Source organism: Erythrobacter sp. NE805, assembly GCF_046452355.1.
In the GTDB taxonomy this organism is placed as follows: domain Bacteria; phylum Pseudomonadota; class Alphaproteobacteria; order Sphingomonadales; family Sphingomonadaceae; genus Erythrobacter.
In genome coordinates this window covers 450,087-473,970 of the sequence record NZ_JBKFDI010000002.1, presented here as the reverse complement: position 1 = coordinate 473,970, position 23,884 = coordinate 450,087, and the positions used below count along the sequence as shown (strand labels likewise).

Sequence of the window (23,884 nt, the reverse complement as noted above, 5' to 3'; positions counted from 1 at the left end):
GGCGAAGAATGCCGGTCGGATTCGAAATCGCAGCGCTTTTTTCAGTTCTGACCGATCATCGCGCGGCGGTAGTCGGTCGGCGTGCTGCCGGTCTGGCTGCGGAAGGCGCGGTTGAAGGTCGGCAGGCTCGTGTAGCCGAGGTCGAGTGCGATGGTCAGCACCGGCAGGTCGACCCGGGCGCGGTCGGCGAGCACCGCGCGCGCCTCGTCGATGCGGTAGCGGTTGAGGAAGGCCGAGAAGTTGCGGTGCCCGAGGCGCTGGTTGATGAGCGCGCGCAGGCGGTGCTCGGGCGCGCCGAGATGCGCCGCGAGCCCCGCGATGCCGAGGCCGGGGGTGCGGTAGAAGCCTGCCGCCATCGCGGCTTCGAGCTTATCCTTGAGCACTATTTCGCTGGGGCTGAGAGTCGCGAGAGGGAGCGCCTCGCCTTCGGCTTCGGCGGGAGCGGCGTCGGCGCTCCTCACCAGCAGTTCGGGCTCGGTGCGCAGCAGGGTCTTGCCCGCGAACAGGGTGAGCGCGAGGATCAGGACCGCGTTGACGAGGCTCACCGTCGGGTCGGCGGCGGTGTTGCTGCCGCGCCCAGTGACGAGCTCCCAGGCGAGGATGCCGCCGGTCTGCCCCGCGACCAGCAGCGGCAGCCAGAGGCGGAAGACGCGGCGCTGCTCGACGAGGTCGTCCTCGCGCTCGAGCAGGGCGACGCGGAACAGGTCGGCGACGAGCAGCAGGCCGACGACGTGGATGACGTAGAAGCCGACATTCATCCCCGGCAGGACGATGATCGCCACCAGCCAGGCGGCGGCGAGGAGGGCGGGGATGCCGAGCAAAGCCAGCCGCGGGGGCTCGCGCTCGAAGACGCGCATCGCGAAAAGCCAGGTGAAGTAGGGCGTGAAGATCGACAGGAAGTCGTTCACCGGCAGCGGCAGGCGTGCGCCGAGGATCGCGCTCGAGGAGTTGAGCAGATAGCCGATCGAGCCGACCAGCAGGCCCGCGAGCGGGAGCTTCAATCCGCGCCGCACGTCGCCGGTGAGCAGCAGGACGATGAGCAGCAGGCTCGCGCCGCAGGCGAGCAGCCGCACCGCGATGTCGATCCGCTCGATCATCGCTGGCGGCGCGCGGCTCCCCTCGCGGTGCGGCGCCGCAGCCACAGGATCGCCCAGTCGCCGCGCTGGAGGCGGGCGGCCATGCGGAAGCCGGCGAGATGCATCGCGCGCTTGACCGCCGCCTCCTGCTCGCCCGCCAGCAGCCCGGCGAGGAGGAGATTGCCGCCCGGGCTCACGGCTTTCGCGAAGTCGGGCGCGAGGCTCACGAGGGGTCCGGCGAGGATGTTGGCGATGAGGAGGTCGTAGGGCCCGCGCAATTGCAGGAGGGGATCGTTCATCCCGTCGGCGACGATCATCACCGCCTCGCCCGCGCCGCCGCCCATCGGGACGCCGTTGAGCCGCGCGTTCTCCTCGACCACGCCGGTGCAGACCGGGTCGATGTCGGTGAGGGTGATCGAAGCGCGCGGCCACAGGGCGAGGGCGGCGAAGCCGAGGAGGCCGGTGCCGGTGCCGATGTCGGCGACGTTGCGCGCGACCACGCCGCTCGCCTTCATCGCGCCGAGCATCTCGAGGCACCCGGCGGTGGTCTTGTGCTGGCCGGTGCCGAAGGCCTGCGAGGCGGGGATGGTGAAGTCGATCAGGTCGGGGTCGGCGGGGTAGTCGGGGGTGTGGACATGGAAGCGTCCCGCGCGGATCGGGGGTGCGTTGTGCTGGCTGAGGGTGACCCAGTCTTGCGGGGCGAGTTCCTCGACGCTGATGGGAGGAGCATCCCCCTCGAACAGCCCCGCGAGCGCGGCCTTCTCGGCCTTGCCGGGCTTGCGCGGATACCAGCCCTCGAGCACCCAGTCCTCGGGCCGGTCCTCGGCCTCCTCGCGGCCCGCGATGACGAGTTCGTGGTCCCAGTCGTCGACGAGGTCATGCGCGAGCAGCGCCGCCTGGACGACGGGCTTGGGGGCGTGGGCAGTGAGCTTCCAGGTGGTGGTCACTTGAATGCGGCTTCCTTGGCGAGGCGTTCGTCCAAGGCCTTGGTCTTGGCGTCGGCATATTGGGCGCAGGTCATGCCGCCGAGCATCGAGCCGGTGGCCGCGCGGGCGTACATGTCGCTCGCCGCGGGGTGGGGGGTGATGAGAATGTCGCACTTGAGCGCGCGCAGCTTCGCCAGCCCCGCGCGGAACGCTGCGACATATTCGGGGTGGTCGGAGAAGCGGTAGGTGTCGCTGCTGATCGGATTGAGGCTGTCGGCATAGACGATGGTCTTGCAGTCCGAGCCCTCGCAGCTTTGCCATGTCCACGTGAGCGCGCCGGGCGTGTGGCCGGGGGTCGAAATGGCAGTAAGGGTGTGTTCGATCTGCCCCTTGAACAGCGTCTGGATTGTCTCGCCGTTCGCGACGCGCAGTTGCACATTCGCGGGCTCCATCGGCTCGTGCATCCCGAATTGCGGATCGGCAGGGTCCGCCTCGCCGGTGCTGATCACTCCCTCGGCAGGGTAGGATGTGACCACCTCGGCGCCGGTCAGATCGGCAAGATAGCCGAGCCCACCGACGTGATCGAAGTGTTCATGGCTGTGGGTGATAGAGGCGATGTCGAACGGATCGACGCCCAGCTTGCGGATATTGGCAAGCACGAGGCGGGCACCTTCCTCAGTGCCCGTATCGATCAGGACATGCTGCTGCCCGCCCTTGATCAGCAGCGCGCTGATCCCGCAGGTGCCGACGTACCAGGTGTCGCCGTGGATGCGGAACGGCGGGCCGGGGGTGTCCCAGCCGTCCTTGCCCTTGCAGGCCTCGGCCCATGCCGCTTGGCCATTATCGGTGGCGGGCTTGGGCGGCTCCTTCGCACCCAACAGCGGCAGGGCGAGCAGCGTCGCGGCAAGAAATCTAGCGGACAAAGCTCGCTCCATTGGCGTCGATCACCGCGCCGGTCATGCTGGGGGGCGCATCGAGGGCGCAGAAGGCGATGATGCTTGCGATCTCGTCCGGGGTGGCGACGCGGCCGAGGGGGATGTCCGCCAGCAGCCCCGGCCCACCGCGGCTCGCGAGGTAGTCGCCTGCCATGCTTGTGTCGGTGAAGCCGGGGGTGACGGCGAAGCTCAGGATGCCGTCCTTCGCGTAGGCCCGCGCGATGGTCTTGTGCATGCCGACCATCCCGCTCTTGGCGGCCGCATAATGCCAGTGTGCGGGGCTGTCGCCGCGATAGGCGGCGCGGCTCGCGACGTGCACCAGCCGCCCCCCGAACCCCCGCTCCTGCCAGTGCAGCACCGCGAAGCGCGAGAGCTGCGCGGCGCTGGTGAGGTTGACCCGCAGGGTATCCTCCCAGGCGTCGAGCCACTCGATGTCCGAGCGCTCGAGCCGGTTCGCCTCGAAGCGCCCGGCGTTGTTGACGACGACGTCGATCGCGCCGTTGGCGAGGTCCATCGCCTCGTCCCACAGCGCCTCGACCGAGAGCGGGTCGCCGAAATCGGCGGCGATGATCGGCACGCCCGCCTCGCCCGGCACCGCGCGCGAGGCATGGCCGATCACCTTCGCCCCGCGCGCGGCGAGCGCCTCCACTGCGGCCCTGCCAATTCCGCGGCTTGATCCGGTTACGAGAATGTGTCCCATGCAATCGCCTATCCGAAACTTTGCAAGCCATGTCCACCGCTCGCGCTCTTGCCTCGCGCGGGGCAGGCGCTAAGGGATGGGGCCGAAAAGAGGGACAATCCGGGATCACCATGAGCCAAAGAGACCAACAGAACCCCGCGCGGCCACTGTCGCCGCACCTCCAGATCTGGCGCTGGGGACCGCATATGCTGGTGTCGATCCTCCACCGCGCGACGGGCGACGGCATGGCGCTGGTCGGCCTGCCGGTCCTGGTGTGGTGGCTGGCCGCCGCCGCGAGCGGCCCTGAGGCCTATGCGACCTTCCAGAGCGTGATGGGTCATCCGCTCGGGCTGTTCGTGCTGGTCGGCATCTCGTGGGCCTTCTTCAATCACATGACGAGCGGCCTCCGTCACCTCGTGCTCGACATCGGCGCGGGCTACGAGCTCGACACCAACCGCGCCTGGGCGACCGCCTCGCCGATCATCGGCATCGTTCTTACCGCCGCCTTCTGGGCGGTCATCCTGCTCAAGTAGAGGGATCACACATGGGCAACGGCACCCCCATCGGCCGCGTGCGCGGCCTCGGCACGGCGCACGAGGGCGCGCATCACTGGATCGTCCACCGGATGACCGCGATCGGCAACCTCGTGGTGATGAGCTACCTGATCGTCAGCCTCACGCTGCTCGGCGACTACGGCCATGCGAGCGTCGTCAAGTGGCTTGCGAGCCCGATGGCGGCGACCGCGATCATCCTCCTGGTGATCAGCGTCTTCTGGCACGCGCGCCTGGGCTTGCAGATCGTGATCGAGGACTACATGACCGACGCCGGAACCAAGCTCGCGATCCTCGCCGCGCTCAACATCGCAATCATCGGCGGCGGGGCCTTCGCCATCTTCAGTGTCGCCACGCTCGCATTCGGAAGGACCGCCTGATGGCTACCGCAGCACCCAAGGGAACCGCGAACGACGTCGGCGGTGCGCATCTGAAGGGCGCCTACACGATCGTAGATCACACCTATGATGTCGTCGTGGTCGGCGCGGGCGGTTCTGGCCTGCGTGCAACGATGGGCGCCGCCGAAGCGGGCCTTCGCACCGCGAACATCTCCAAGGTCTTTCCCACACGAAGCCACACCGTCGCGGCGCAGGGCGGGATCGCCGCCTCGCTCGGCAACAACTCGCCCGACCACTGGACCTGGCATATGTACGACACCGTCAAGGGGTCGGACTGGCTGGGTGACCAGGACGCGATCGAATACCTCGCGCGCGAGGCCCCGGCGGCGGTCTACGAGCTTGAGCACGCCGGCGTGCCCTTCAGCCGCAATGCCGACGGCACGATCTACCAGCGGCCCTTCGGCGGGCACATGCAGAACATGGGCGCCGGCCCGCCGGTGCAGCGCACCTGCGCCGCGGCCGACCGCACCGGGCACGCAATGCTCCACGCCCTGTATCAGCAGAGCCTCAAGTACGACGCGGACTTCTTCATCGAATACTTCGCGCTCGACCTCATCATGTCCGACCGCGACGGCGTGAAGCAATGCGTCGGCGTCATGGCGATGTGCCTCGACGACGGGAAGATCCACCGCTTCCGCGCGCAGAGCGTCGTGCTGGCGACCGGCGGCTACGGGCGCTGCTACTATACCGCGACCTCGGCCCACACCTGCACCGGCGACGGCGGCGGGATGGTGCTGCGCGCGGGGCTCCCCTTGCAGGACATGGAGTTCGTGCAGTTCCACCCGACCGGCATCTACGGCGCGGGCGTGCTCATCACCGAGGGCGCGCGCGGCGAGGGCGGCTACCTCACCAACTCGGAAGGCGAGCGCTTCATGGAGCGCTATGCGCCGTCCGCGAAGGACCTCGCCTCGCGCGACGTGGTGAGCCGCTCGATGGCGCTCGAAATGCGCGAGGGCCGCGGCGTCGGGCCGGAGGGCGATCACATCTACCTCCACCTCGACCACATCGACCCCAAGGTGCTCGCCGAGCGCCTGCCGGGGATCACCGAAAGCGGCAAGATCTTCGCCGGGGTCGACCTCACCAAGCAGCCGCTGCCCGTCACCCCGACGGTGCACTACAACATGGGCGGCATTCCCTGTAACTACCACGGGCAGGTCGTGACCCTCGGGCCGGACGGCAATCCGGACACCGTGATCCCCGGCCTCTATGCCGTGGGCGAGGCGGCGTGCGTCTCGGTGCACGGGGCGAACCGGCTGGGCTCGAACTCGCTGATCGATCTCGTGGTGTTCGGCCGCGCGACGGGGCACCACCTGCGCGACAACCTCAAGCCCGGTGCCTCGCAGCCCGAGCTTCCCGCCGACAGCGCCGACTTCGCGCTGACCCGGCTCGACCACTTCCGCTATGCCAGCGGCGGCTCGCCGACCGCGCAGATCCGCGCCGAGATGCAGAAGGCGATGCAGAAGCACTGCGCGGTGTTCCGCGACCAGAAGCTGATGGACGAGGGCGTCGCCAAGCTCGCCGAGCAGAACAAGCGGATGGAGGACATCCACGTCACCGACAAGTCGCTGATCTGGAACAGCGACCTGATCGAGACGCTGGAACTCGACAACCTCATGGCGCAGGCCAACGTGACCATGGCGTCCGCCGCCAACCGCAAGGAAAGCCGCGGCGCCCACGCCCACGAGGACTACCCCGAGCGCAACGACAAGGAATGGATGAAGCACACCATTTCCTGGTTCGACGGCTGGGGCGGCCGCGGCTCGAACATCCGCATCGATTACCGCCCGGTCCACGAATACACGCTGACCGACGATATCGCGTATATCGAGCCCAAGGCGCGCGTGTATTGAGGCGGCGCGTCAGCCAGGCGTTTCAGGAGGCCCGGTTTCGAGAGAGACCGGGCCTTTGTTCGTCAGGTGTCGAGTTCGTCGGGAACGTCCTCGCGTTCATGGATGATGCGGACCACGATGAGCTGTTGCTCCGCCGTCCGGTAGATGATCCGGTGCGACCCGGTCCTTACCTTCCGGTACCCTGTGAGTAGTCCCTCGAGCGGCGTTCCGATCTCCGGGAAGACAAGCAGCTTCTCCATCTGAGCCCCGATCTGCCCGACGTAGAAGTCTGCCTGTTCTATGCTCCAGGTGGTGGCCGTATACGACCAGATGTTCGCAAGATCCTGCCGCGCGGCCGGCCGGACGACCAGTTCGATCATGCCGACCGTTTGTGGCTTGCATGCATCTCGTCGAGGAACTTGGCGAGGTCGAACGGCTGCGGATCACCGCTCTGTTCGCCCTCGCGAAGAAGGGCTTGCAAGTGCTCGATCCGGAGATCCCGCTCCTCCGCGCGCCTGAGCGCGTCGCGGATCACCTCGCTGATGGTCGCGAACTCGCCCGACTCGACCTTGCGGCGGGCATAGGCTTCGTAGTGGTCGCCGAGCGAGACGGACGTGTTCTTTCCCATGCCTCGCCGATTACCAGATGTTGGTAACGGCGCCAATGCGGATTGTCGCGCAGCCGGTGCGGTTCCTCGCCTCGGGCGCGACAGCTTCGTTCCCGTTATGTACCAGAGAACCGGTCAGGCGAGGGCAAGGGGATCACGACATGGCCAAACGACAACCCGCAACCCCGCCCGATCCCAAGGCGATCGACTGGCGGCGCAAGGACGCCTATCGCAAGGACTTCGCTCGCCACGCCAATCTCGCCTTCCTCATCAAGAGCTTCGGGATCGGGGTGATCGCGCTCGCGGTGCCGATCGTGCTGCCGCTGGTGGGCGGCTACTCCGGGCATTACTCGATCAGCTATTTCTACCACGTGCCGGAAACGCGCGACCTGTTCGTCGGGCTGCTCTGGGCGCTGGGGCTGTTCCTCGTGCTGTTCCAGGGGCTCAGCCGCGCCGAGAACCTGCTGTTGACACTCGCGGGCGTCCTGCTGATCTGCGTGGCGATGGTGCCCACGGGCATCGCGCAATGCACCGACACCGCCTTCGACTGGCACGAGGGGTTCGCCTTCGCCTTCTTCGCCTGCCTGTTCGTGGTTGCGCTGGGCTTCTCGAAGCGGCGGCTGACCTACATCCTGTGGCCCCCGCTGAGGGCGCGCTTCGCGCGGGCCTATACGTTTGCCGGGGTGCTGATGATCGCCCTGCCGCTCGCCGCCTGGGGGATCGCGCAGTGGCAGGGGCCGGATTGCGGGCACGCGGTCTACTGGACAGAAGGCGCGGCGATCCTTGCCTTCGCGTTCTACTGGTTCGTCAAGACCATCGAGTACAAGCGCCTGCTCGGCCTCAGTTTGAAGGTGATCTGGCGGCGGCTGGTCGGCTGAGCGCGCTTGACGGGGCCCGGCGGCAAGGGCAGCTTGGCGGACGATGAACAGGGGCAGGATCATCCTCGCAGCGCTCGCGGCAGGCTTGCTGGCCGCGCCCGCGCTGCCGCAAGCCGCACCTGCTTCCGCCGTCCAGCCCCCGCCGCACACGCTGCCCTGGCCCGACCTCGCGAGCGGGCGCAACGAGGCCGAGCGGCGCCGCTCCTATGCACTCGGCCCCGAGCTCCAGCGCGGCGTCTCGCCCGCCGCGATGCGCGCGCAGGCGCGGCGGCTCGAGGCCGCGCTCGCCGCGCTTGCACCCCAGCGCCCGGGCACGGCCGACACCTATGTTCTCGCCATCGCGCTCGACAGCGACCCGGTCTTCGCCCGCGAGGCGCGCGAGGCGGGGCGCGTGCTCGCCGCGCGCTACGGAGCGACGGGGCGCACCGTGACGCTTGCGGGACCCGACGGCACCGCCGACGACCTGCCGCAAGGCTCGATCTCCGCGCTGCTGCTCGGCCTCGCCCGCATCGGCGAGCTGATCGACCCGCAAGAGGACGTGCTGGTGCTCTACACCACCAGCCACGGCGCCGACATCGGGCTCGCCTACCACTACGGCGACACCGGCTACGGCATCCTCTCGCCCGCGCGGCTCAAGGCGGCGCTCGCCGAGGCGGGGATCGCGCGGCGGGTGCTGATCCTCTCGGCGTGCTACTCGGGGGTCTTCGTGCCCGAGCTCGCCAGCCCCGACACCGCGATCCTCACCGCCGCGGCGAGCACCCGCAGCTCCTTCGGCTGCGTCGCCGAGAACGACTGGACCTATTACGGCGACGCGCTCGTCAACCGTGCGCTGCGCCAGCCGGTCGGGCTCGAGGAGGCGGCGCGGATCGCGGGGCGCTCGGTCGCCGAGTGGGAGGCGAAGTCGCGCTTCCTCGCCTCGCTCCCGCAGGTGAGCATCGGGGCGGGCGCGCGGGGCTGGCTGCCGGTGATCGAGGCGGGGATGCCGCAAACCCCGAGCAAGCCCGTGGGGCGCCCGGCGGCCGAGTAGGGCCCGTTTCGTTCAGCAAGTACACGCGAAGCGCGGGGGATTGACCTTGCGCGGCGATAATGTATCCACTGGATACATATCCACCCGAACGAGGATCCCCCACATGACCCCCTTCGACGCTCTCAAGGCCCAGCTCTCCGCGGTCGTTCCTTTCGCCTCCTACGTGGGGGTGGAGATCACCGAGATCGCCGCCGGCCGGGCGATAACGACGCTTGAGCAGAGCCGCGACACCAGCAACCACATCGCCACGATGCACGCCGGCGCGCTGTTCACCCTCGCCGAGGCCGCCTCGGGCGCGGCGATGGCGGGGCTGTTCCTCGAGCGCCTCGCGCAGCTTCGTCCCGTGGCGGCGAGCTCGACCATCGACTTCGTGAAGCCCGCCAAGGGAGCCATCACCGCGCAGGCGCAAGTCGATGCCGAGGCACCCACGCTCTTCGCCGCGCTCGATGCGACAAGCAAGGTGCGCTTTCCCGTGAAGGTCACCATGACCGACGCCGAAGGCCGCGAGGTCGCGCGCATGAGCGTCGACTGGCACGTCTCGGCCTTGGCGAAGGCGGCTTGAGCCGCTAGCCCGGCGCCATGACCCGGCGCGCGGCCTATCACCACGGAGACCTCGCCGCCGCCGCGGTCGAGGAGGCGCTGCGCCTGATCGCCGCCGAGCCCGCCGCGAGCTTCTCGCTGCGCTCGCTCGCCGAGCGGCTCGGGGTCGCCCACCGCGCGCTCTACAATCATTTCGCGACCCGCGACACGCTGCTGGCGAGCGTCGCGGCGCGCGGCTTCGACAGGCTCGCCGACACGCTCAGGCAAGCGCCCGATCCGGCGCGCTTCCTCGCGGCCTACGTCCGCTTCGCGCTCGCCGAGCCGGGGCTCTACGACGTGATGACCCAGCGCGACTATGCGCAGATCAACGCCCATCCGGGCCTGCGGAGCGCGGTCGACCGGGTGATCGCGGTTGCCCTCGCGGTGCTTGCGACGCCCGGCGCCGAAGAGGACACCCGCCGCCGCGAGGTCATGCGGGTGTGGATGCTCGCCCACGGCGGGATCGGGCTCCAGCGCGCCGGGATGCTGCGGCTGCGGAGCGGAGACGAATTCGCCGAGGAGATCCTGCGCATCGCGGGCCTCGGCTCCAAGGAGGAGACAAAGCGATGAACCCTGCCGATGCCATGCCCTTCTCCAAGCTCATGGGCGTGACCGTCACCGCCGCCAGCGCGCAGGGCGTCGAAGGCGAGATCACCGTGCGCGAGGACCTGTGCACGGCGGGCGGGATCATGCACGGCGGGGCGATCATGGCCTTCGCCGACGCGCTCGGCGCGGTGGGCGCGGTCGCCTCGCTGCCCGAGGGCGCGAAGGGCACGACGACGATCGAGAGCAAGACCAACTTCCTCGGCGCGGCGCCGGTCGGCAGCCTCGTCAGGGCCAAGTCGGTGCCGCTCAAGACCGGCAAGCGGATGTCGGTGTGGCAGACCACCATCGAGACCGCCGAGGGCAAACCGGTCGCGGTGGTGATCCAGACGCAGTTGGTGCTCTAGGGCTGCACCCGCCGGGCCGAGAGAATCTTCACCGGCTCTGCGAGGATCTGCCCCTTCATCACCCCGTCGCCCGCGTTCGGATCGCGTGGGCTCGCGAGGATCGCGGCGACGACGTCCATCCCGCTCGTGACATAGCCGAACACCGCATAGCCCGCCGCGAGCGCCGGGTCGCCCGAGGACGGGTCGGCGTCGAAGCCGGGCTGGTCCTCGACGATCACGAAGAAATCGCCGTCGGCATCGCCCGGAAAGTTCATCGCCATCGACACCGCGCCGTGGCTGTGGGTGAGCCCGGTCTTGCCTGTAGGCTCGTGGGCGATCTTGGGGAGCTCGCGCTTCGGGTCGTTGGCCGTGCCGCCCTGGACGATGCCCGCCGGCTGGCGCTCGCCGCCGAGCGCCATCGCGCGGTAGAAGGTGGTGCCGTCGAGCCGCTTGCCGTCGACATACTTGAGGAAGTTCCCCGCGGTGACCGGCGCGCGCTCGGTCTCGAGCGCGATGGTGACGGGGCCGAGGCTGGTCTCGAGCACCACGCTGACGCTCGCCGCCTCGGGGTGGGGGCGAACACCGGGCCGCCCGGTCGGCGCGACGGCGAAGGCGGCGGGCGCGATCGGCGCGGGCGCTACGCCGGGCGGGGGCGCGATCTCGAACTTGTAGAGGAGGTTGCGCTGGCAGCGCGGCCCCGGCTTCACTCCGCAGTTGTTGAGGTTGTCGTCCGAGGCGAGGTAGAGGAACGTCCGCCCCGGCTCTTCGCGCACCGCGATCCCCTCGAAATTATCGAGCGCGAGCGGCGGGGCGAGCACGCCGAGGGTGATCGCGGTGTTGTCGGGCGCGAGCGCCACCACGGCGGCGCGGTTGCCCTCCTTCGCGTTGTAGCTGCGGAACAGGACGTAGCAGGTGCCGTCCGCCTTGCAGGCCGCGTCGGTGGGCACGCCGCCGGCTGCGGCGATCCCCTCGGGCGCGGCGAGGTGGAAGGGGGTGGCCGCGCCCGCGTCGGCGATGCGCAGGCAGTTGGGGCGGGCGGGATCGGCCCATTCGCTGCAGGCCAGCACGCCGCCGGGATAGGCCGCGAGCGTCTCGATCCCCTCGTTGGGCGCGGCTCCGGCGGTGAGCGATGCGGCGCGGGTGTTGGTGCCGTTCGCATTGCCTTCGAGGTCGGCAAAGCGCCAGACGCGGTGGTCCTGCTCGAAGGCGACGAGCCACTCGCCCGAGGGGAGCCGGGTCAGCGCCTCGGCATCGCCGCGGACCTTGGCGTCGAGCGCCTTGCCCTGCGCGTCGCGCAAGGGGCCGAGCCGCACCCCCGAAACATCGACCAGCTTGCCCCCGATCTCGTCGATGGTGAGCTCCATCCAGCGCCCGTCGTCGGTCACCGCGACCAGCGCGCCCTCGTGCCACTCCAGCGAGGAGATGCCGCCGATGTCGGCCTTGTCGGGCGCGATCTCGACCCCGCCGCGAAAGATCAGTTCGCCGACGCGGGTGTCCTTCTCGCCCGGGGCGAGCTCGGCCGGGGCGGTGTCGGGGAGGAAGGCATCGGGCGCAGCGTCCTTCGCGAAGGCCGGGGCAGGGAGGAGGAGGGCGAGGGCGGCGAGAGCGCGGGTGCAAGTCATTCGTCCGGGTGTATCGCCCGCCCGTCGATACGCAACCCGTCGCAGGCGCCGTTCAGCCGGGCGCAAGGTTTACATCTGTAATCGGCTGTGACTACAGGTGTAAACATGAAGCGAGGGGAGTCGCAGCCGTGAGCCCGCCGACCGACAATGCCGGAGAACGCATCACCGAGGCCGAACACGCGGTCATGGAAGTGCTGTGGGATCGCCCGCGCCAGACCGCCGCCGAGGTGTGCAAGGTGGTCTGCGCGAACCGCGACTGGAGCCTCGCCACGGTCAAGACCCTGCTCTCGCGCCTCGTCCAGAAGGGCGCGCTCGAAGCCGAGCCCGACGGGCGGCGCTTCCTCTACACCCCGCTGATCGCGCGCGAGGCCTATGTCGGGGGCGAGAGCCGCCGGCTGGTCGACCGCCTGTTCGGCGGGCGCGCGGCCTCGCTGGTCGCGCACCTCGCCGAGACCGAGGCGCTCACCGATCGGGACTTCGACGAGATCGAGGCGCTCCTCAGGGAGCTGCGGCCATGAGCGCGGTGCTGACCGATACGCTGGTGTGGACCGGCGCGCTGATCGGCGGCGTGCTGCTGCTGCGCCGCCCGGTGTCGCGCCATTTCGGCCCCGAGGCGGCCTATGTGCTGTGGGCGCTGCCGTTGCTGCGTCTGGTGCTGCCGCCGGTGACGCTCCCGGCGTGGATGGCGCCCGAGGCCGCCGCGCCGGTCGCCGCCGCCGCGGCTCCGGCTGCCGAAACGCTGGTGGCGGCGCCCGTGACCGAGCCGGTGCTGCTCCACGCCGCCGCCGTGACCGCGCCCGCCGAGGCCGCCGCGCCGCAAGCGGGCTTCGACCTCCTCGCGAGCCTCGCCGCGCTGCTGTGGCTCGACCTGCTGCTGCTCGTCTGGCTGGCGGGCGCGGCGGTCACCCTGTGGCGGCGCTTCGCGGCCTATTTCGCGCTGCGCGACGCGCTCCTTGTCGAGGGCCGCGAGGTGGGGCGCGCGAAGGGACGGCTCGGCAGGATCCGTCTCGTCGAGACCCCCGCGACCCATGCCCCGCTGGCGATGGGCGTGCTCGACCCCGTCATCGCCCTGCCGCCCGGCTTCATGGCGCTCCACGACCGGGCCGCGCGCGACCTCGCGCTGGCGCACGAACTCGCCCACCACCGCGGCGGCGACCTCCTGGTCAACGTCCTCGTCCAGCCGCTCTTCGCGCTGCACTGGTGGAACCCGCTCGGGCGCTACGGCTGGCTCGCGCTGCGGCGCGACCAGGAGGCGGCCTGCGACGCGCGGGTCATGGCCCGCCGCCAGCCCGCCGAGCGCGCCGCCTATGCCGCGCTCATCGCCCGCTTCGCTGCCGCCTCGGGCGGCGCCGTCACCGATGCCGCCCTGACCGCGCCGATGGCCTGTCCGGTGCTCGGCGAGAAATCAATCATTCACCGCCTGAGGAGCCTGAAAATGTCCGACCTGTCTTCCCGCCGCCGCTGGGCCGGCCGCGCCCTGCTCGGGGCGGGTTTGCTGGCGCTGCCGCTCACCGCCTCGATCAGCTACGCCGCGCAGGACGAGGACGTGCTCGAGGCCCCCGAGCCGCCCGCGCCGCCCGCCCCGCCGGCCGCTCCCGACGCGCCGCCCGCGCCCCCGGCTCCGCCCAGCGTCGTGATCGTCGAGAAGACCCTCGGCGAGGGCAGCGCCGATGGCGAGGGCGAGGTCGTCGAGCACGTCTGGCGCGATGCCGATGGCAAGGAGAAGCGCGTGCGCTTGGTGATGCGCGGTGCGCCCAACGGCGCCGAGCGCGAGGCGATGGAGAAGCACTTCGACGCGCTTCGCAGCGCCGACAAGGCCGAGCGCGAGGCGGCGATCGCCGCGCTGCGCGCCGACATGGAGGCCCGCCGCGCCAAGGGCGAGGTGATGATGCTGCGCCGCCCCCTCCCGCCGGGCACGCCGCTGTCGCCCCCCGGCCCCAACGGCGAGCTGATGCTGCTCCCGCCGATGCCGCCGGTGATGGTGATGAGCGGCTGCAAGCCGGGCTCGTCCGAGATGGTCGACACCGTCGAGGAGAAGGACGGCCGCCAGAAGATCATGATCTGCCACAAGCGCATCGCCGAAGCCTCGCGCGTCCAGCAGGATGAAGTGAAGGCCGGGCTTGCCGAGGCGCGCGCCGGGCTCGAAGAGGCCCGCGCCGAGATCGCGGCCGAGAAGGACATCCCCGAAGGGGTCCGCAAGCAGGTCCTCGCGACGCTCGACGCGCAGATCGAGGCGCTCAAGTCGAAGTAACGCCGACCGGGAACCCGGCAGAGGTGCGGCGGGCGGGAGGTTCTACTTCCCGCCCGTCGTCGCTTTCGGGCGCGCCGGATAGGCGCAGCCGCGGCCCTGGCCCCAGCCCTTGAGGAAGGAGCGCCGCGCCATCCCGGCGGTGTAGGCCGCCCGCAGCGCCCGGTCGTTCGCCGCCGCGCCCGTCACCTCGCGCAGGATGCCGCGGAAGGGGATAATCGAGCCGACCACGCTCTGCCCGATCCGCCCCTCGCTGATCCGGTCGCGCTTTGCGCCGTCTTCGGCGATGTCGTAATCCGCGCCCAGCACCCCATCGAGCGCGGCGATCTCGCTGACGAGCGCGCTGCACTTCTTCATCCCCGCGGTCGCATAGGGGTCCGCGGCGGCGCGCACCAGCACCTCCGGGATGTCGCGGCCGTCGATGTTGAGGTCGCGCAAGGGGGTCTTGGCGACCTCCTTCGCATCGGGCTCGGGCACCACCTGCCCCCCGGCGGGGGCGGCGAGGGCGGCGAGAAGCAGGGCAAGGGCAGCAAGGCGCATCGGGTCACATCCCTTCGAAGAAAACATTGCACGCCGCATCGTCGCGGCTCTCGAGCCCCAGCCGGAGCGCTGCCATGCGCTGGCGGCTGGTGCCGTGGGTGAAGCTCTCGGGGCTGACCTGCTGGCCGGCGTTGCGCTGCAAGGTGTCGTCGCCGATCGCGCTCGCCGCCTGGAGCCCCTCCTCGAGATCGCCGGGCTCGACCGCGTCGCGGTTCTTGCCCGCCCACATCCCGGCATAGCAATCGGCCTGGAGCTCCATCGCCACCTGAAGGCGGTTGGCGGCGGCGGGGTTGCGCTGCTGCGCGGCGCGGACCTGCGATGCGAGGCCGGTGATGTTCTGGATGTGGTGCCCGTATTCATGGGCGATCACGTAGAGCCGCGCGAAGTCGCCCCCGGTGCCGCTCATCCGGGCGAGCTCGTCGTAGAAACTGGTGTCGATGTAGATGTGGCGATCCGCCGGGCAGTAGAAAGGCCCCGCCGCCGAGGTCGCGCTGCCGCAGCCGCCGGTGTCGACCCGGCCATTGCGGAACAGGTTGAGCCCCGGCTCCTCGAAGGCGACGCGGCTGTTGGCGAAGCTCGCGCGCCAGGTGCGGTTCAAGTTGGCGAGCGCGGCGCAGGCCTCCTGCGCATAGGCGTTCTGCGCGCAGACCTGTTCCTCGGTCAGTTCCTCGCCGCCTTCCGCCCGGCTCGGCGCGGTCTGCTGCTGGACGCTCTCGACCATCCCGATCGTCTGGCGCGGGTCGATCCCGAACACCAGCGCGCCGATCAGCGCGATGAGGATCGTCCCGCAGCCGATCCCGCCCGCGCCGATCCCGCCGCCGCCGCCGCTCGAGCGGACATTGATCTCGGAGGTGTCGAAGGGGCCCAAACGCATCAGTCTTCGTCCTTTTCTCGGGCCCTCCAGCAATTTGCTGGACAGGCGCGAAAGCGGAGGCAAAAGCGATTGCCGTTAGCCCGAACGTGCAGGAGATGCGGCGAATGCTCAAGGACAAGCGCGCGCTGGTCACCGGCTCGACCTCGGGCATCGGGCTCGCCATCGCCCGCGCGCTCGCGGCCGAGGGTGCCGCAGTGATTCTCAACGGTTTCGGCGAGGAGGCGCAGATCGCGCAGCTCTGCGACGAGCTCGGCGCGAGCTACAACGGCGCGAACCTCATGGACCCCGCCGCCATCGCCGCGATGATGGAGGCGGTCGGCCCGGTCGACATCCTCGTCAACAATGCCGGGATGCAGCACGTCGCACCGGTCGAGGATTTCCCGCCCGAGAAATGGGACGCGATTCTGGCGCTCAACCTCACCGCCGCCTTCCACACCACGCGCCTCGCAGTGCCGGGGATGAAGGCGCGAGGATGGGGGCGGATCATCAACACCGCGAGCGCGCACTCGCTCGCCGCCTCGCCCTTCAAGAGCGCCTATGTCGCGGCCAAGCACGGGCTGGCGGGCTTCACCAAGACCATCGCGCTCGAGCTGGCCACCCACGGCATCACCGCCAACTGCATCTCGCCCGGCTATGTCTGGACGCCGCTCGTGGAGAACCAGATCCCCGACACGATGGCGGCGCGAGGGATGACCCGCGAGCAGGTGGTGAACGACGTGCTCCTCGCCAAGCAGCCGACCAAGCGCTTCGTCCAGCCTGAGGATGTCGCCGCGCTCGCGCTGTTCCTGTGCGGCGAGGCGGCGGGCGGGATCACCGGCGCGAACTACGCGATCGACGGGGGCTGGACGGCGGAATGAGGCGGCTCGCGCGCGTTCCCCTGCTGGCGGCGCTGCTGGCGAGCCTCGCGCTCGCCGCCTGCGCCCCGCGCGCGCCGGTCGCGACGGTCACGCCCGCGATGCGCGCCGAGATCGCCGAGCGGATGCGCGCCGATGTCGCGGTGCTCGCCAGCGACGAGCGCGGCGGCCGTCGGCCCGGCACCCCGGGCGCGCGGGCGACCTTCCCGTGGATCGAGAGCCGCATGACCGAGATCGGCCTCGTCTCGGGCACCGACGATCCGGGCTCCTACTGGCGCCAGCCGGTCGACCTTCTCGCCACCGAGCCCGATGGCGGGCAGCTCACGCTCGGGCAGGGGCGGAGCCGCGTCGCCGTGACGCAGGACGACGCGGCGGTCTACACTTCGCGCCGCCGCGCGCTCGCGATCGGCGGGCCGGGAACGGGCGCGCCGGTGGTGTTCGTCGGCTATGGCGACGGCTCGGTGCTCGGCGACGCGCTCGCAGGGGCCGTGGCGGTGATGCTCGCCGACCCGGGGCGCGACACCGCGCGGCGCGAGGCGCTGTTCGCCCAGAACGCGACCGCGGTGCTGACCGTGCTGCCCGACCGCGCGGCGCTCGAGGCGGTGCGCGCGCGCGAGGAGCGCCCGCGGCTGATCCTCGCCAGCGACGAGCAGGACCACCTCGGCGCCTACATCACCGACAAGGCCTTCGCGCAGGTGATCGGCGCGCGGCGCTGGCAGAAGCTCAGGGCCGATGCCGAGGCCGCCGCCGCCGCCTTCGAGCCCTTCGAATTGAATCTCTCGGTGAGCATCGACGCGACCTCGGACCGCCGCGAATTCGCGAGCCAGAACGTGATCGGCCGCCTCGTCGGAACCGACCCGGCGGCGGGAGCGGTGCTGGTGCTGGCGCATTGGGACCATCTCGGCGAATGCGGCGCGCCGGAGGATGCGGACCGGATCTGCAACGGCGCGGTCGACAATGCGAGCGGGGTGGCGATGCTGCTCGAACTGGCGCGGCGATTGAAGGCCGGGCCGCCGCTGGCGCGCGACGTCTATTTCCTCGCCACCACCGCCGAGGAGCCGGGCCTGCTCGGCATCCGCGCCTTCGTGAGGAAGCCGCCGACCCCGCTCGCCCGCTTCGTCGCCGCCTTCAACCTCGACATGATGGCGCTCGCTCCCGAGGGGAGCCCGGTCGGCGTGATCGGGCGCGGGCGCGATGCGGCGCTCGATGCGGTGATCGAGGCCGCGGTGGCGAAGAGCGGTCGCACCATCGGCGACCAGGCGCTCGCCGACAGCTTCCTCCAGCGCCAGGACGGCTGGGTGCTGCTCCAGGCGGGGGTGCCGACGGTGCTGATGAGCGGCACCTACGGCTCGCGCGGCATTCTCGATCCCTTCATCGCGGAGCGCTACCACCAGCCCTCCGACGAGGCGGCGGCGGTCGAGTATGGCGGGGCGGTCGACGACCTCCTGCTCCACGAGGCGGTGATCCGCGAGGTCGCCGATCCCGCGCGCTATCCGCCGCCGGACAAGACCCGCCCCTAGCGCAACGCCCCGGCTGTCGTTACATGGGCCGCCACGAATCTCCCGCCAGAGGAGATGCCCTCCCACCGCAAGAAAGTGGCGCTCATGGATATCCCGCTCGGCCTGACCTTCGACGACGTGCTGCTCCGCCCGGCGGAGAGTAGCGTGCTGCCGAGCATGGCGGACACCACGACGCGCCTGACCCGCGACATCGCGCTCAACATCCCGGTGCTGTCCTCGGCGATGGATACCGTCACCGAGGCCGACATGGCGATTGCGATGGCGCAGCTGGGCGGGATCGGCGTGCTCCACCGCAACCTCGACATCGCCGCGCAATGCGCTGCGGTGCGCGCGGTGAAGCGCTACGAAAGCGGCATGGTGGTGAACCCGATCACCATCCAGCCCGATGCGACGCTCGGGCAAGCGCAGGCGCTGATGCAGGCGAACCGGATCAGCGGCATCCCGGTCGTCGACGCGGGCGGGCGGCTGGTCGGCATCCTCACCAACCGCGACGTGCGCTTCGCCGAAAATCCCGCGCAGCCGGTGCGCGAGCTGATGACCACCGAGAACCTCGCCACCGTGCCGCTCGGCACCTCGCAGGAGGATGCGCGGCGCCTGCTCCACGCCCGCCGCATCGAGAAGCTGCTGGTGGTCGACGATGCCTATCACTGCATCGGCCTCATCACGGTCAAGGACATCGAGAAGGCGGTGAACTACCCCAACGCGACCAAGGATGGCGCGGGCCGCCTGCGGGTCGCCGCCGCGACCACCGTCGGCGACGCGGGCTTCGCGCGCACCGAGGCGCTGGTCGATGCCGAGGTCGACGTGATCGTCATCGACACCGCCCACGGCCACAATGTCGAGGTCGCCCGCGCGGTCGAGCGGGTGAAGAAGCTCTCGAACGCCGTGCAGGTCGTCGCCGGCAACGTCGCCACCGCAGAGGCCACGCGCGCGCTGGTCGATGCCGGGGCGGACGCGGTCAAGGTCGGGATCGGCCCGGGCTCGATCTGCACCACCCGCGTCGTCGCGGGCGTCGGCGTGCCGCAGCTCACCGCGATCATGGAAAGCGCCGCCGAGGCCGCCAAGTCGGGCGTGCCGGTGATCGCTGACGGGGGGCTGCGCACTTCGGGCGATGCGGCCAAGGCGCTGGCGGCAGGCGCTTCGAGCGTGATGATCGGTTCGATGCTCGCGGGCACCACCGAAAGCCCGGGCGAGGTGTTCCTCTATCAGGGCCGCTCCTACAAGGCCTACCGCGGCATGGGCAGCGTCGGCGCGATGGCGCGCGGCTCGGCCGACCGCTATTTCCAGCAGGACGTCTCGGCGATGAAGCTGGTGCCCGAGGGGATCGAGGGGCAGGTGCCCTTCAAGGGCCCGGCGGCGGACGTGATCCACCAGCTCGTCGGCGGGATCAAGGCGGCGATGGGCTATACCGGCTCGGCAACGATTGCCGACCTCCAGAACCGCGCCCAGTTCGTGCGGATCACCAATGCGGGGCTCTCGGAGAGCCACGTCCACGACGTCGCGATCACCCGCGAGGCGCCGAATTATCCCACACGCTGAGGCCTCGATATGACCCCCGCCGCTAGAGTACAGGCGGCGATCGAGCTGCTCGATACCGTCATCACGTCCGCGCGTTCCAAGGGCGCGCCGGCGGACCGGATCATCGCCGACTATTTCCGCACCCGCCGCTATGCCGGTTCCAAGGACCGCCGTGCGGTGCGCGATCTCGTCTACCGCGCGATCCGGCTGTGCGGCCCGGTCCCGGCGAGCGGGCGGGCGGCGATGCTCGCGGTCGCGGCGCAGGACGAGGCGGTGGCGGCGCTGTTCGACGGTTCCCCCCACGGCCCGGCCCCCCGCGCCGAGGGCGAGGGGGCGGCCAGCACCGGCCTTGCGCCCAAGTGGCTCGCCGCCGCCTTGCGCGCCTCGGACCTTGGCGGGCGCGAGATCGCCGCCTTGCTGGACCGCGCCCCGCTCGACATCCGGGTCAATGCGCTGAAGGCCGACCGCGCGAGCCTCGACCTGCCCGAGCCCGGCGAGCCGCTCGCCAGCGCGCAGGGCCTGCGCTTCGGTTCGGGCACCCCGGTCGAGAGCTGGACCGCCTACCTCGAGGGCCTCGTCGAGGTGCAGGACTTGGGCTCCCAGCTGATCGTCGAGGCGCTCCCGGTCGCCCCCGGCGACACGATCATTGACCTGTGCGCCGGCGGCGGGGGCAAGACCCTCGCGCTCTCCGCGCGGCTCGGCAATGCCGCGAGCCTCGTCGCCGCCGACACCGACAAGCGGCGCCTGGGCAACCTCGCCCCCCGTGCCGCGCGTGCCGGGGCGGCGGTGGATCACATCGTGCTTCTCGATCCGGGCCGCGAGATGGCCGCACTGGCGCCGTGGCAGGGCAAGGCCGATCACGTGCTGGTCGACGCGCCCTGCTCGGGAAGCGGCACCTGGCGCCGGAGCCCCGAGGGGCGGTGGCGACTCGACCCTGCCGAGCTGAAGCGGCTGAACGCGCTTCAGGACCACGTCCTCGATGTCGCCGCGCAGCTTGCCCGCCCGGGCGGGACGGTCGCCTTCGTCACCTGCTCGGTGCTCGATGCCGAAGGGCCGGACCGCATCGCCGCCTTCCTCGCGCGCCATCCGGGCTGGGCCGCCGCGCCGCTCGCGCTCCCGTTGGGCACCCCGCGCGGGGGCGGCATCCGCCTCGATCCGCTCCATCACGGCACCGACGGATTTTTCGTCGCATGCCTGGCCCACGCATGATAGTCTTGCGGGCATGACCCAGCCGTCCGGTTCCCGGTCTCACACCCTGAAGGAGCTCCTGATGCGTTTCGCAGCCCCTGCCGCCGCTCTCTCGCTGTGCCTCGCGATGACGGCGAGCATCACGATTGCGCGCGACAAGGCCGCGCCCGATCCGCGCGCGGCGGCGCTGATCGCTGAGGGGCAGGCGGCGCTCAACGCGGGCGAGAGCGAGGCGGCGATCGACGCCTTCGAGGCGGCGCTGGCGGTCGACCCGGCCTATACCCCGATCTTCATCGACCTCGCCGAGGCGGTGCGCGCTCAGGGGCTCCAGGGCAAGGCGATCGGCTACTACCGCGAGGCGCTGGCCCGCGACCCCGGCAATTTCGCGGCGATCTCGGGCGAGGGCGCGGCGCTGGTCGAGAAGGGCGCGCTCGAGAAGGCGAGGGCGAACCTCGCGCAGCTGCAATCGCTGTGCGGCGAGGATTGTCCCGAGACCCGGGCGCTCCAGGGCACCATCGCCCGCGGCGTCCCCCAGGCGCGCCTCGCGGTCGAGGCCGCCAAGGACGCGCCGGCCTCGAACTGAGGCTTCCTTCCCGCGCGCCTCAGATGAAGTCCCGGAACTCCTGCAGCACTTCTTCGTAGGTGGCGCGCTTGAAGGGGATGATGAGCTCGGGCAGCAGCGCGGGCTCGACCCAGCGCCATGCGTTGAATTCGGGCGGATCGTGCGCCTCGAGGTCGATGTCGGCGTTCTCTCCGAGGAACCGCCCGAGGAACCAGTATTGCTCCTGCCCGCGGTACTTGCCCTTCCACACCTTGCCGACGAGCTCGTCGGGGAGGTCGTAGCGCAGCGGGCGCGAGGGGCCGGCGATCAGCTCGACCTTGTCGGGGCCGACGCCGATCTCCTCGTGGAGCTCGCGCAGCGCCGCCGCGCGCAGGTCCTCGCCGGGGTCGATCCCGCCCTGCGGCATCTGCCAGTAGCCGTGCGCGGTCGGGTCGATGCGCTGGCCGACGAAGACGTGGCCCGCGGCGTTCACGAGCATGAAGCCCGCGCACGGACGGTAGGGGAGGTCCTCGCGGCTCATGCCGGGCTGCCCAGCATAAACGTCATCGCCGCGACGACGCGCTCGAGGTCGCGTTGGGTGGAGGGGACCATTTGCCTCAGGTTGGTGAAGGAGTGGGTAACGCCGCGCATCTCGAGGAACACCACGTCGCGGCCTGCGTCGACGAGCGCCTTGGCATAGGCGCGGCCCGAATCGCGGATCGGGTCGAGGCTGGCCGTGACGACGATCGTGGGGGGCGCATCGGTGTGGTCGGCAAGGATCGGGAAGCCGCGCGGGTCCGAGCGATCAGCGGCGTATGCGGCGTCGAAGAAGGTCATGGTCTCGGCGGTGAGGAGGAAGCCGTCGGAGAAGGCCGCCATGCTCGCCGAGCCGATCGCGTCGGCGACAAGGGGGAAGATCGGCACCTGGAGGAGGACGGGGACAGCAGCCGGGTTCGCCCCGAGGAGCTGGCTCACCACGACGGTGGCGTTGCCCCCCGCCGAATCGCCGATGGTGACGATGCCGTTGGCGGTGAGGCCGAGTTCGGGCGGCGAGGCGGCGACCCAGCGCGTTGCCGCCTCGCAGTCGAGGATCGCGGCGGGGAAGGGCGCCTCGGGCGCGCGGGCGTAGTGCACCGCGACGAGCGGCAGGTCGAGGAGCGCGGCAAGCTCGGTGCACAGCGCGTGGTGGGTCTCGAGGTCGCCGATCACGAAGCCGCCGCCGTGATAGAAGACGACGACCGGGGTGGGCTCGGAGCGGCCTTCGCGCGCGTCGTAGAGCCTGAGCGGGATCTCGCCCGCAGGCCCGGGGCAGGCGAGGTCGCGGATCACCGGCAGCGCGCGCGCCGGGCGGTCGGCGAGGGCGTGCATCGCGACATAGGACTGGCGCGCTTCTTCAAGCGTCATGTCGGCGAGCTTGGGCCCGTTCACCTGTGCCATCATGTCGAGGAAGGCCTTCATGTCGGGCCGGATATAGGGGGTTTCGGTCATGCTCTCTCCCGGGTCTCTTGCCCCGAGCGATAGGCGCTGGGGCTGCGCATTTCCACTCGCTTGATCGTGCGCGCCGCGCTAGCCAGCGAAGTCATGGACAATCTGACACATAGCCTCGTCGGCGCGGTGCTGGGGCAGGCGGGGCTGAAGCGCAAGACCGGCCTTGCCATGCCCGCGCTGATCATCGGCGCGAACCTGCCGGACGTGGACGTGGGCTGTTTTTTCTGGCTGCACGGCACCGAGCACCTCGCCTTCCGCCGCGGCATCACGCATGGGCCGCCCGCGCTGGTGCTGCTGCCTTTGGTGCTGGCGGGGCTGCTGTGGGGCTGGGACCGCTGGCAGACCAAGCGCGGCACGCGGCCCGAGGGGCGGCTGCCGGTGCACTTCGGCCGGCTCTATGCGATGGCCTTCGTCGGGTGCCTGAGCCACCCCTTCTTCGACTGGCTCAACGTCTACGGCATCCGCCTGCTGGAGCCGTTCTCCTCGCAATGGTTCTACGGCGATACGCTGTTCATCGTCGACCCGTGGCTGTGGACGCTGCTGATCGCGAGCCTGTGGTGGTCGCTGCGGCGGGAGAAGGCGGGAGCCGAGTGGGCGCGGGCAGGGCAGGTCGGGGTGGTGGCGGCGCTCGCCTATGTCGGACTGAACGCGGCGATCAGTGGGGGCAAGCTCGCCCGTGACGACGACGTGACCGGCCGCACGGTGATTGCCAGCCCCGTGCCCCTCGCATTCTGGAACCGCGAGATGATCCTCGGCAGTAGAGGCCATTATGCAATCGTCGATCCGGCTATCGAAGGCCGCGATCCAGCGACGGTCAGCCCCGCAGAGGAAGCGGCGTTGATCGCCGAATTGGGCGACTGCGCGCTGGAGCCGGCCATCCGCGGAGCGCAGGGCAACTCGCAGGCCGAAGCCTTCCTGTTCTGGTCGCGCGCGCCCTTTCTCACCCGCGCGCCCGACGGCTCCGTGGTGCTGCGCGACGCGCGCTTCACCGACCCGCGGGTGGTGGACCGCTTCAGCCTCGCGCTGCCGGATGTGCGGTGCGAGCCGCTGGGCGAGGAACATCCAAAGCCCTAATTC

General features: G+C 70.5%; 27 protein-coding genes. 16 read left to right on the top strand and 11 right to left on the bottom strand.

Annotation, left to right across the window (positions count from 1 at the left end; translation table 11 throughout):
• Positions 1-41: 41 nt before the first annotated feature.
• Genes ACLBKU_RS10250 through ACLBKU_RS10235 form a run of 4 tightly spaced genes read right to left on the bottom strand, consistent with a single transcriptional unit; the run spans position 42 to position 3,637 of the window.
• Positions 42-1,142: a helix-turn-helix domain-containing protein gene (locus ACLBKU_RS10250; protein WP_410179452.1), complete on the bottom strand. Its 1,101-nt coding sequence runs from the start codon at positions 1,140-1,142 to the stop codon at positions 42-44.
• Positions 1,094-2,023 carry a 50S ribosomal protein L11 methyltransferase gene (locus tag ACLBKU_RS10245; protein ID WP_410179451.1) on the bottom strand — a complete coding sequence of 310 codons (930 nt, stop codon included), beginning with the start codon at positions 2,021-2,023 and terminating at the stop codon, positions 1,094-1,096. The genes ACLBKU_RS10250 and ACLBKU_RS10245 overlap by 49 nt, the downstream gene beginning before the upstream one ends.
• A complete protein-coding gene (gene bla / locus ACLBKU_RS10240) occupies positions 2,020-2,925 on the bottom strand; it encodes a subclass B3 metallo-beta-lactamase (protein ID WP_410179450.1) in 906 nt (301 codons plus the stop codon). Before bla ends, ACLBKU_RS10245 begins: the two co-directional genes overlap by 4 nt.
• Positions 2,915-3,637: an SDR family NAD(P)-dependent oxidoreductase gene (locus tag ACLBKU_RS10235; RefSeq protein ID WP_410179449.1), complete on the bottom strand. Its 723-nt coding sequence runs from the start codon at positions 3,635-3,637 to the stop codon at positions 2,915-2,917. Before ACLBKU_RS10235 ends, bla begins: the two co-directional genes overlap by 11 nt.
• Positions 3,638-3,747: 110 nt before the next feature.
• Between ACLBKU_RS10235 and sdhC the strand changes: the two genes are divergently transcribed.
• Genes sdhC through sdhA form a run of 3 tightly spaced genes read left to right on the top strand, consistent with a single transcriptional unit; the run spans position 3,748 to position 6,415 of the window.
• Positions 3,748-4,149 (top strand): succinate dehydrogenase, cytochrome b556 subunit, encoded by a 402-nt coding sequence (gene sdhC / locus ACLBKU_RS10230; protein WP_410179448.1) that lies wholly within the window; start codon positions 3,748-3,750, stop codon positions 4,147-4,149.
• An 11-nt stretch (positions 4,150-4,160) separates the two neighbouring features.
• Positions 4,161-4,547 carry a succinate dehydrogenase, hydrophobic membrane anchor protein gene (gene sdhD / locus ACLBKU_RS10225; protein ID WP_410179447.1) on the top strand — a complete coding sequence of 129 codons (387 nt, stop codon included), beginning with the start codon at positions 4,161-4,163 and terminating at the stop codon, positions 4,545-4,547.
• Positions 4,547-6,415, top strand: coding sequence for a succinate dehydrogenase flavoprotein subunit (gene sdhA, locus ACLBKU_RS10220; protein ID WP_410179446.1), 1,869 nt, complete (start codon positions 4,547-4,549; stop codon positions 6,413-6,415). The genes sdhD and sdhA overlap by 1 nt, the downstream gene beginning before the upstream one ends.
• 62 nt (positions 6,416-6,477) lie before the next feature.
• Here the strand turns inward: sdhA and ACLBKU_RS10215 are convergent, their stop codons facing one another.
• Positions 6,478-6,774 carry a type II toxin-antitoxin system RelE/ParE family toxin gene (locus tag ACLBKU_RS10215; protein WP_410179445.1) on the bottom strand — a complete coding sequence of 99 codons (297 nt, stop codon included), beginning with the start codon at positions 6,772-6,774 and terminating at the stop codon, positions 6,478-6,480.
• Entirely contained in the window at positions 6,771-7,022 is a 252-nt protein-coding gene (locus ACLBKU_RS10210) for a type II toxin-antitoxin system ParD family antitoxin (protein ID WP_410179444.1), read from the bottom strand. Before ACLBKU_RS10210 ends, ACLBKU_RS10215 begins: the two co-directional genes overlap by 4 nt.
• Positions 7,023-7,162: 140 nt before the next feature.
• Here ACLBKU_RS10210 and ACLBKU_RS10205 point away from each other — a divergent pair, with 140 nt between their 5' ends.
• The 5 genes from ACLBKU_RS10205 to ACLBKU_RS10185 all read left to right on the top strand — a co-directional run bounded on the left by ACLBKU_RS10205 (position 7,163) and on the right by ACLBKU_RS10185 (position 10,435).
• Positions 7,163-7,879 carry a hypothetical protein gene (locus tag ACLBKU_RS10205; protein ID WP_410179443.1) on the top strand — a complete coding sequence of 239 codons (717 nt, stop codon included), beginning with the start codon at positions 7,163-7,165 and terminating at the stop codon, positions 7,877-7,879.
• 43 nt (positions 7,880-7,922) lie between these two features.
• Positions 7,923-8,906, top strand: coding sequence for a C13 family peptidase (locus tag ACLBKU_RS10200; RefSeq protein ID WP_410179442.1), 984 nt, complete (start codon positions 7,923-7,925; stop codon positions 8,904-8,906).
• 103 nt (positions 8,907-9,009) lie between these two features.
• Positions 9,010-9,468 (top strand): YiiD C-terminal domain-containing protein, encoded by a 459-nt coding sequence (locus ACLBKU_RS10195; protein WP_410179441.1) that lies wholly within the window; start codon positions 9,010-9,012, stop codon positions 9,466-9,468.
• A 17-nt stretch (positions 9,469-9,485) separates the two neighbouring features.
• Positions 9,486-10,055 (top strand): TetR/AcrR family transcriptional regulator, encoded by a 570-nt coding sequence (locus ACLBKU_RS10190; protein ID WP_410179440.1) that lies wholly within the window; start codon positions 9,486-9,488, stop codon positions 10,053-10,055.
• Positions 10,052-10,435, top strand: a complete 384-nt coding sequence (locus ACLBKU_RS10185; protein ID WP_410179439.1) for a PaaI family thioesterase — start codon at positions 10,052-10,054, stop codon at positions 10,433-10,435. The genes ACLBKU_RS10190 and ACLBKU_RS10185 overlap by 4 nt, the downstream gene beginning before the upstream one ends.
• Here ACLBKU_RS10185 and ACLBKU_RS10180 read toward each other — a convergent pair.
• The gene (locus tag ACLBKU_RS10180; RefSeq protein ID WP_410179438.1) at positions 10,432-12,036 is read right to left on the bottom strand and encodes an esterase-like activity of phytase family protein; all 1,605 of its coding nucleotides are present in this window, start codon (positions 12,034-12,036) and stop codon (positions 10,432-10,434) included. The two genes, ACLBKU_RS10185 and ACLBKU_RS10180, sit on opposite strands and share 4 nt — an antisense overlap.
• 128 nt (positions 12,037-12,164) lie before the next feature.
• Here ACLBKU_RS10180 and ACLBKU_RS10175 point away from each other — a divergent pair, with 128 nt between their 5' ends.
• Together ACLBKU_RS10175 and ACLBKU_RS10170 are read left to right on the top strand one after the other, a co-directional pair.
• Positions 12,165-12,554: a BlaI/MecI/CopY family transcriptional regulator gene (locus ACLBKU_RS10175; protein WP_410179437.1), complete on the top strand. Its 390-nt coding sequence runs from the start codon at positions 12,165-12,167 to the stop codon at positions 12,552-12,554.
• Positions 12,551-14,287: a M56 family metallopeptidase gene (locus tag ACLBKU_RS10170; protein ID WP_410179436.1), complete on the top strand. Its 1,737-nt coding sequence runs from the start codon at positions 12,551-12,553 to the stop codon at positions 14,285-14,287. The genes ACLBKU_RS10175 and ACLBKU_RS10170 overlap by 4 nt, the downstream gene beginning before the upstream one ends.
• A gap of 42 nt (positions 14,288-14,329) precedes the next feature.
• Here the strand turns inward: ACLBKU_RS10170 and ACLBKU_RS10165 are convergent, their stop codons facing one another.
• Together ACLBKU_RS10165 and ACLBKU_RS10160 are read right to left on the bottom strand one after the other, a co-directional pair.
• The gene (locus ACLBKU_RS10165; RefSeq protein WP_410179435.1) at positions 14,330-14,824 is read right to left on the bottom strand and encodes a hypothetical protein; all 495 of its coding nucleotides are present in this window, start codon (positions 14,822-14,824) and stop codon (positions 14,330-14,332) included.
• 4 nt (positions 14,825-14,828) lie between these two features.
• The gene (locus tag ACLBKU_RS10160; RefSeq protein WP_410179434.1) at positions 14,829-15,698 is read right to left on the bottom strand and encodes a neutral zinc metallopeptidase; all 870 of its coding nucleotides are present in this window, start codon (positions 15,696-15,698) and stop codon (positions 14,829-14,831) included.
• A 104-nt stretch (positions 15,699-15,802) separates the two neighbouring features.
• Between ACLBKU_RS10160 and ACLBKU_RS10155 the strand changes: the two genes are divergently transcribed.
• The 5 genes from ACLBKU_RS10155 to ACLBKU_RS10135 all read left to right on the top strand — a co-directional run bounded on the left by ACLBKU_RS10155 (position 15,803) and on the right by ACLBKU_RS10135 (position 21,361).
• Positions 15,803-16,555, top strand: coding sequence for a 3-hydroxybutyrate dehydrogenase (locus tag ACLBKU_RS10155; RefSeq protein ID WP_410179433.1), 753 nt, complete (start codon positions 15,803-15,805; stop codon positions 16,553-16,555).
• Entirely contained in the window at positions 16,552-18,072 is a 1,521-nt protein-coding gene (locus ACLBKU_RS10150; protein ID WP_410179432.1) for a M28 family peptidase, read from the top strand. The genes ACLBKU_RS10155 and ACLBKU_RS10150 overlap by 4 nt, the downstream gene beginning before the upstream one ends.
• Before the next feature lie 84 nt (positions 18,073-18,156).
• A complete protein-coding gene (gene guaB, locus ACLBKU_RS10145) occupies positions 18,157-19,611 on the top strand; it encodes an IMP dehydrogenase (RefSeq protein WP_410179665.1) in 1,455 nt (484 codons plus the stop codon).
• A 9-nt stretch (positions 19,612-19,620) separates the two neighbouring features.
• On the top strand, positions 19,621-20,799 hold the full coding sequence (locus ACLBKU_RS10140; RefSeq protein ID WP_410179431.1) for an RsmB/NOP family class I SAM-dependent RNA methyltransferase: 1,179 nt from the start codon (positions 19,621-19,623) through the stop codon (positions 20,797-20,799).
• A 61-nt stretch (positions 20,800-20,860) separates the two neighbouring features.
• Positions 20,861-21,361, top strand: a complete 501-nt coding sequence (locus tag ACLBKU_RS10135) for a tetratricopeptide repeat protein (protein WP_410179430.1) — start codon at positions 20,861-20,863, stop codon at positions 21,359-21,361.
• Between the two features lie 19 nt (positions 21,362-21,380).
• Here the strand turns inward: ACLBKU_RS10135 and ACLBKU_RS10130 are convergent, their stop codons facing one another.
• Together ACLBKU_RS10130 and ACLBKU_RS10125 are read right to left on the bottom strand one after the other, a co-directional pair.
• On the bottom strand, positions 21,381-21,860 hold the full coding sequence (locus ACLBKU_RS10130) for an RNA pyrophosphohydrolase (protein ID WP_410179429.1): 480 nt from the start codon (positions 21,858-21,860) through the stop codon (positions 21,381-21,383).
• Positions 21,857-22,807, bottom strand: a complete 951-nt coding sequence (locus tag ACLBKU_RS10125) for an alpha/beta hydrolase (protein ID WP_410179428.1) — start codon at positions 22,805-22,807, stop codon at positions 21,857-21,859. The genes ACLBKU_RS10130 and ACLBKU_RS10125 overlap by 4 nt, the downstream gene beginning before the upstream one ends.
• Before the next feature lie 93 nt (positions 22,808-22,900).
• On the opposite strand from ACLBKU_RS10125, the gene ACLBKU_RS10120 reads away from it, so the two are divergent.
• The gene (locus tag ACLBKU_RS10120; protein ID WP_410179427.1) at positions 22,901-23,881 is read left to right on the top strand and encodes a metal-dependent hydrolase; all 981 of its coding nucleotides are present in this window, start codon (positions 22,901-22,903) and stop codon (positions 23,879-23,881) included.
• Positions 23,882-23,884 lie beyond the last annotated feature (3 nt).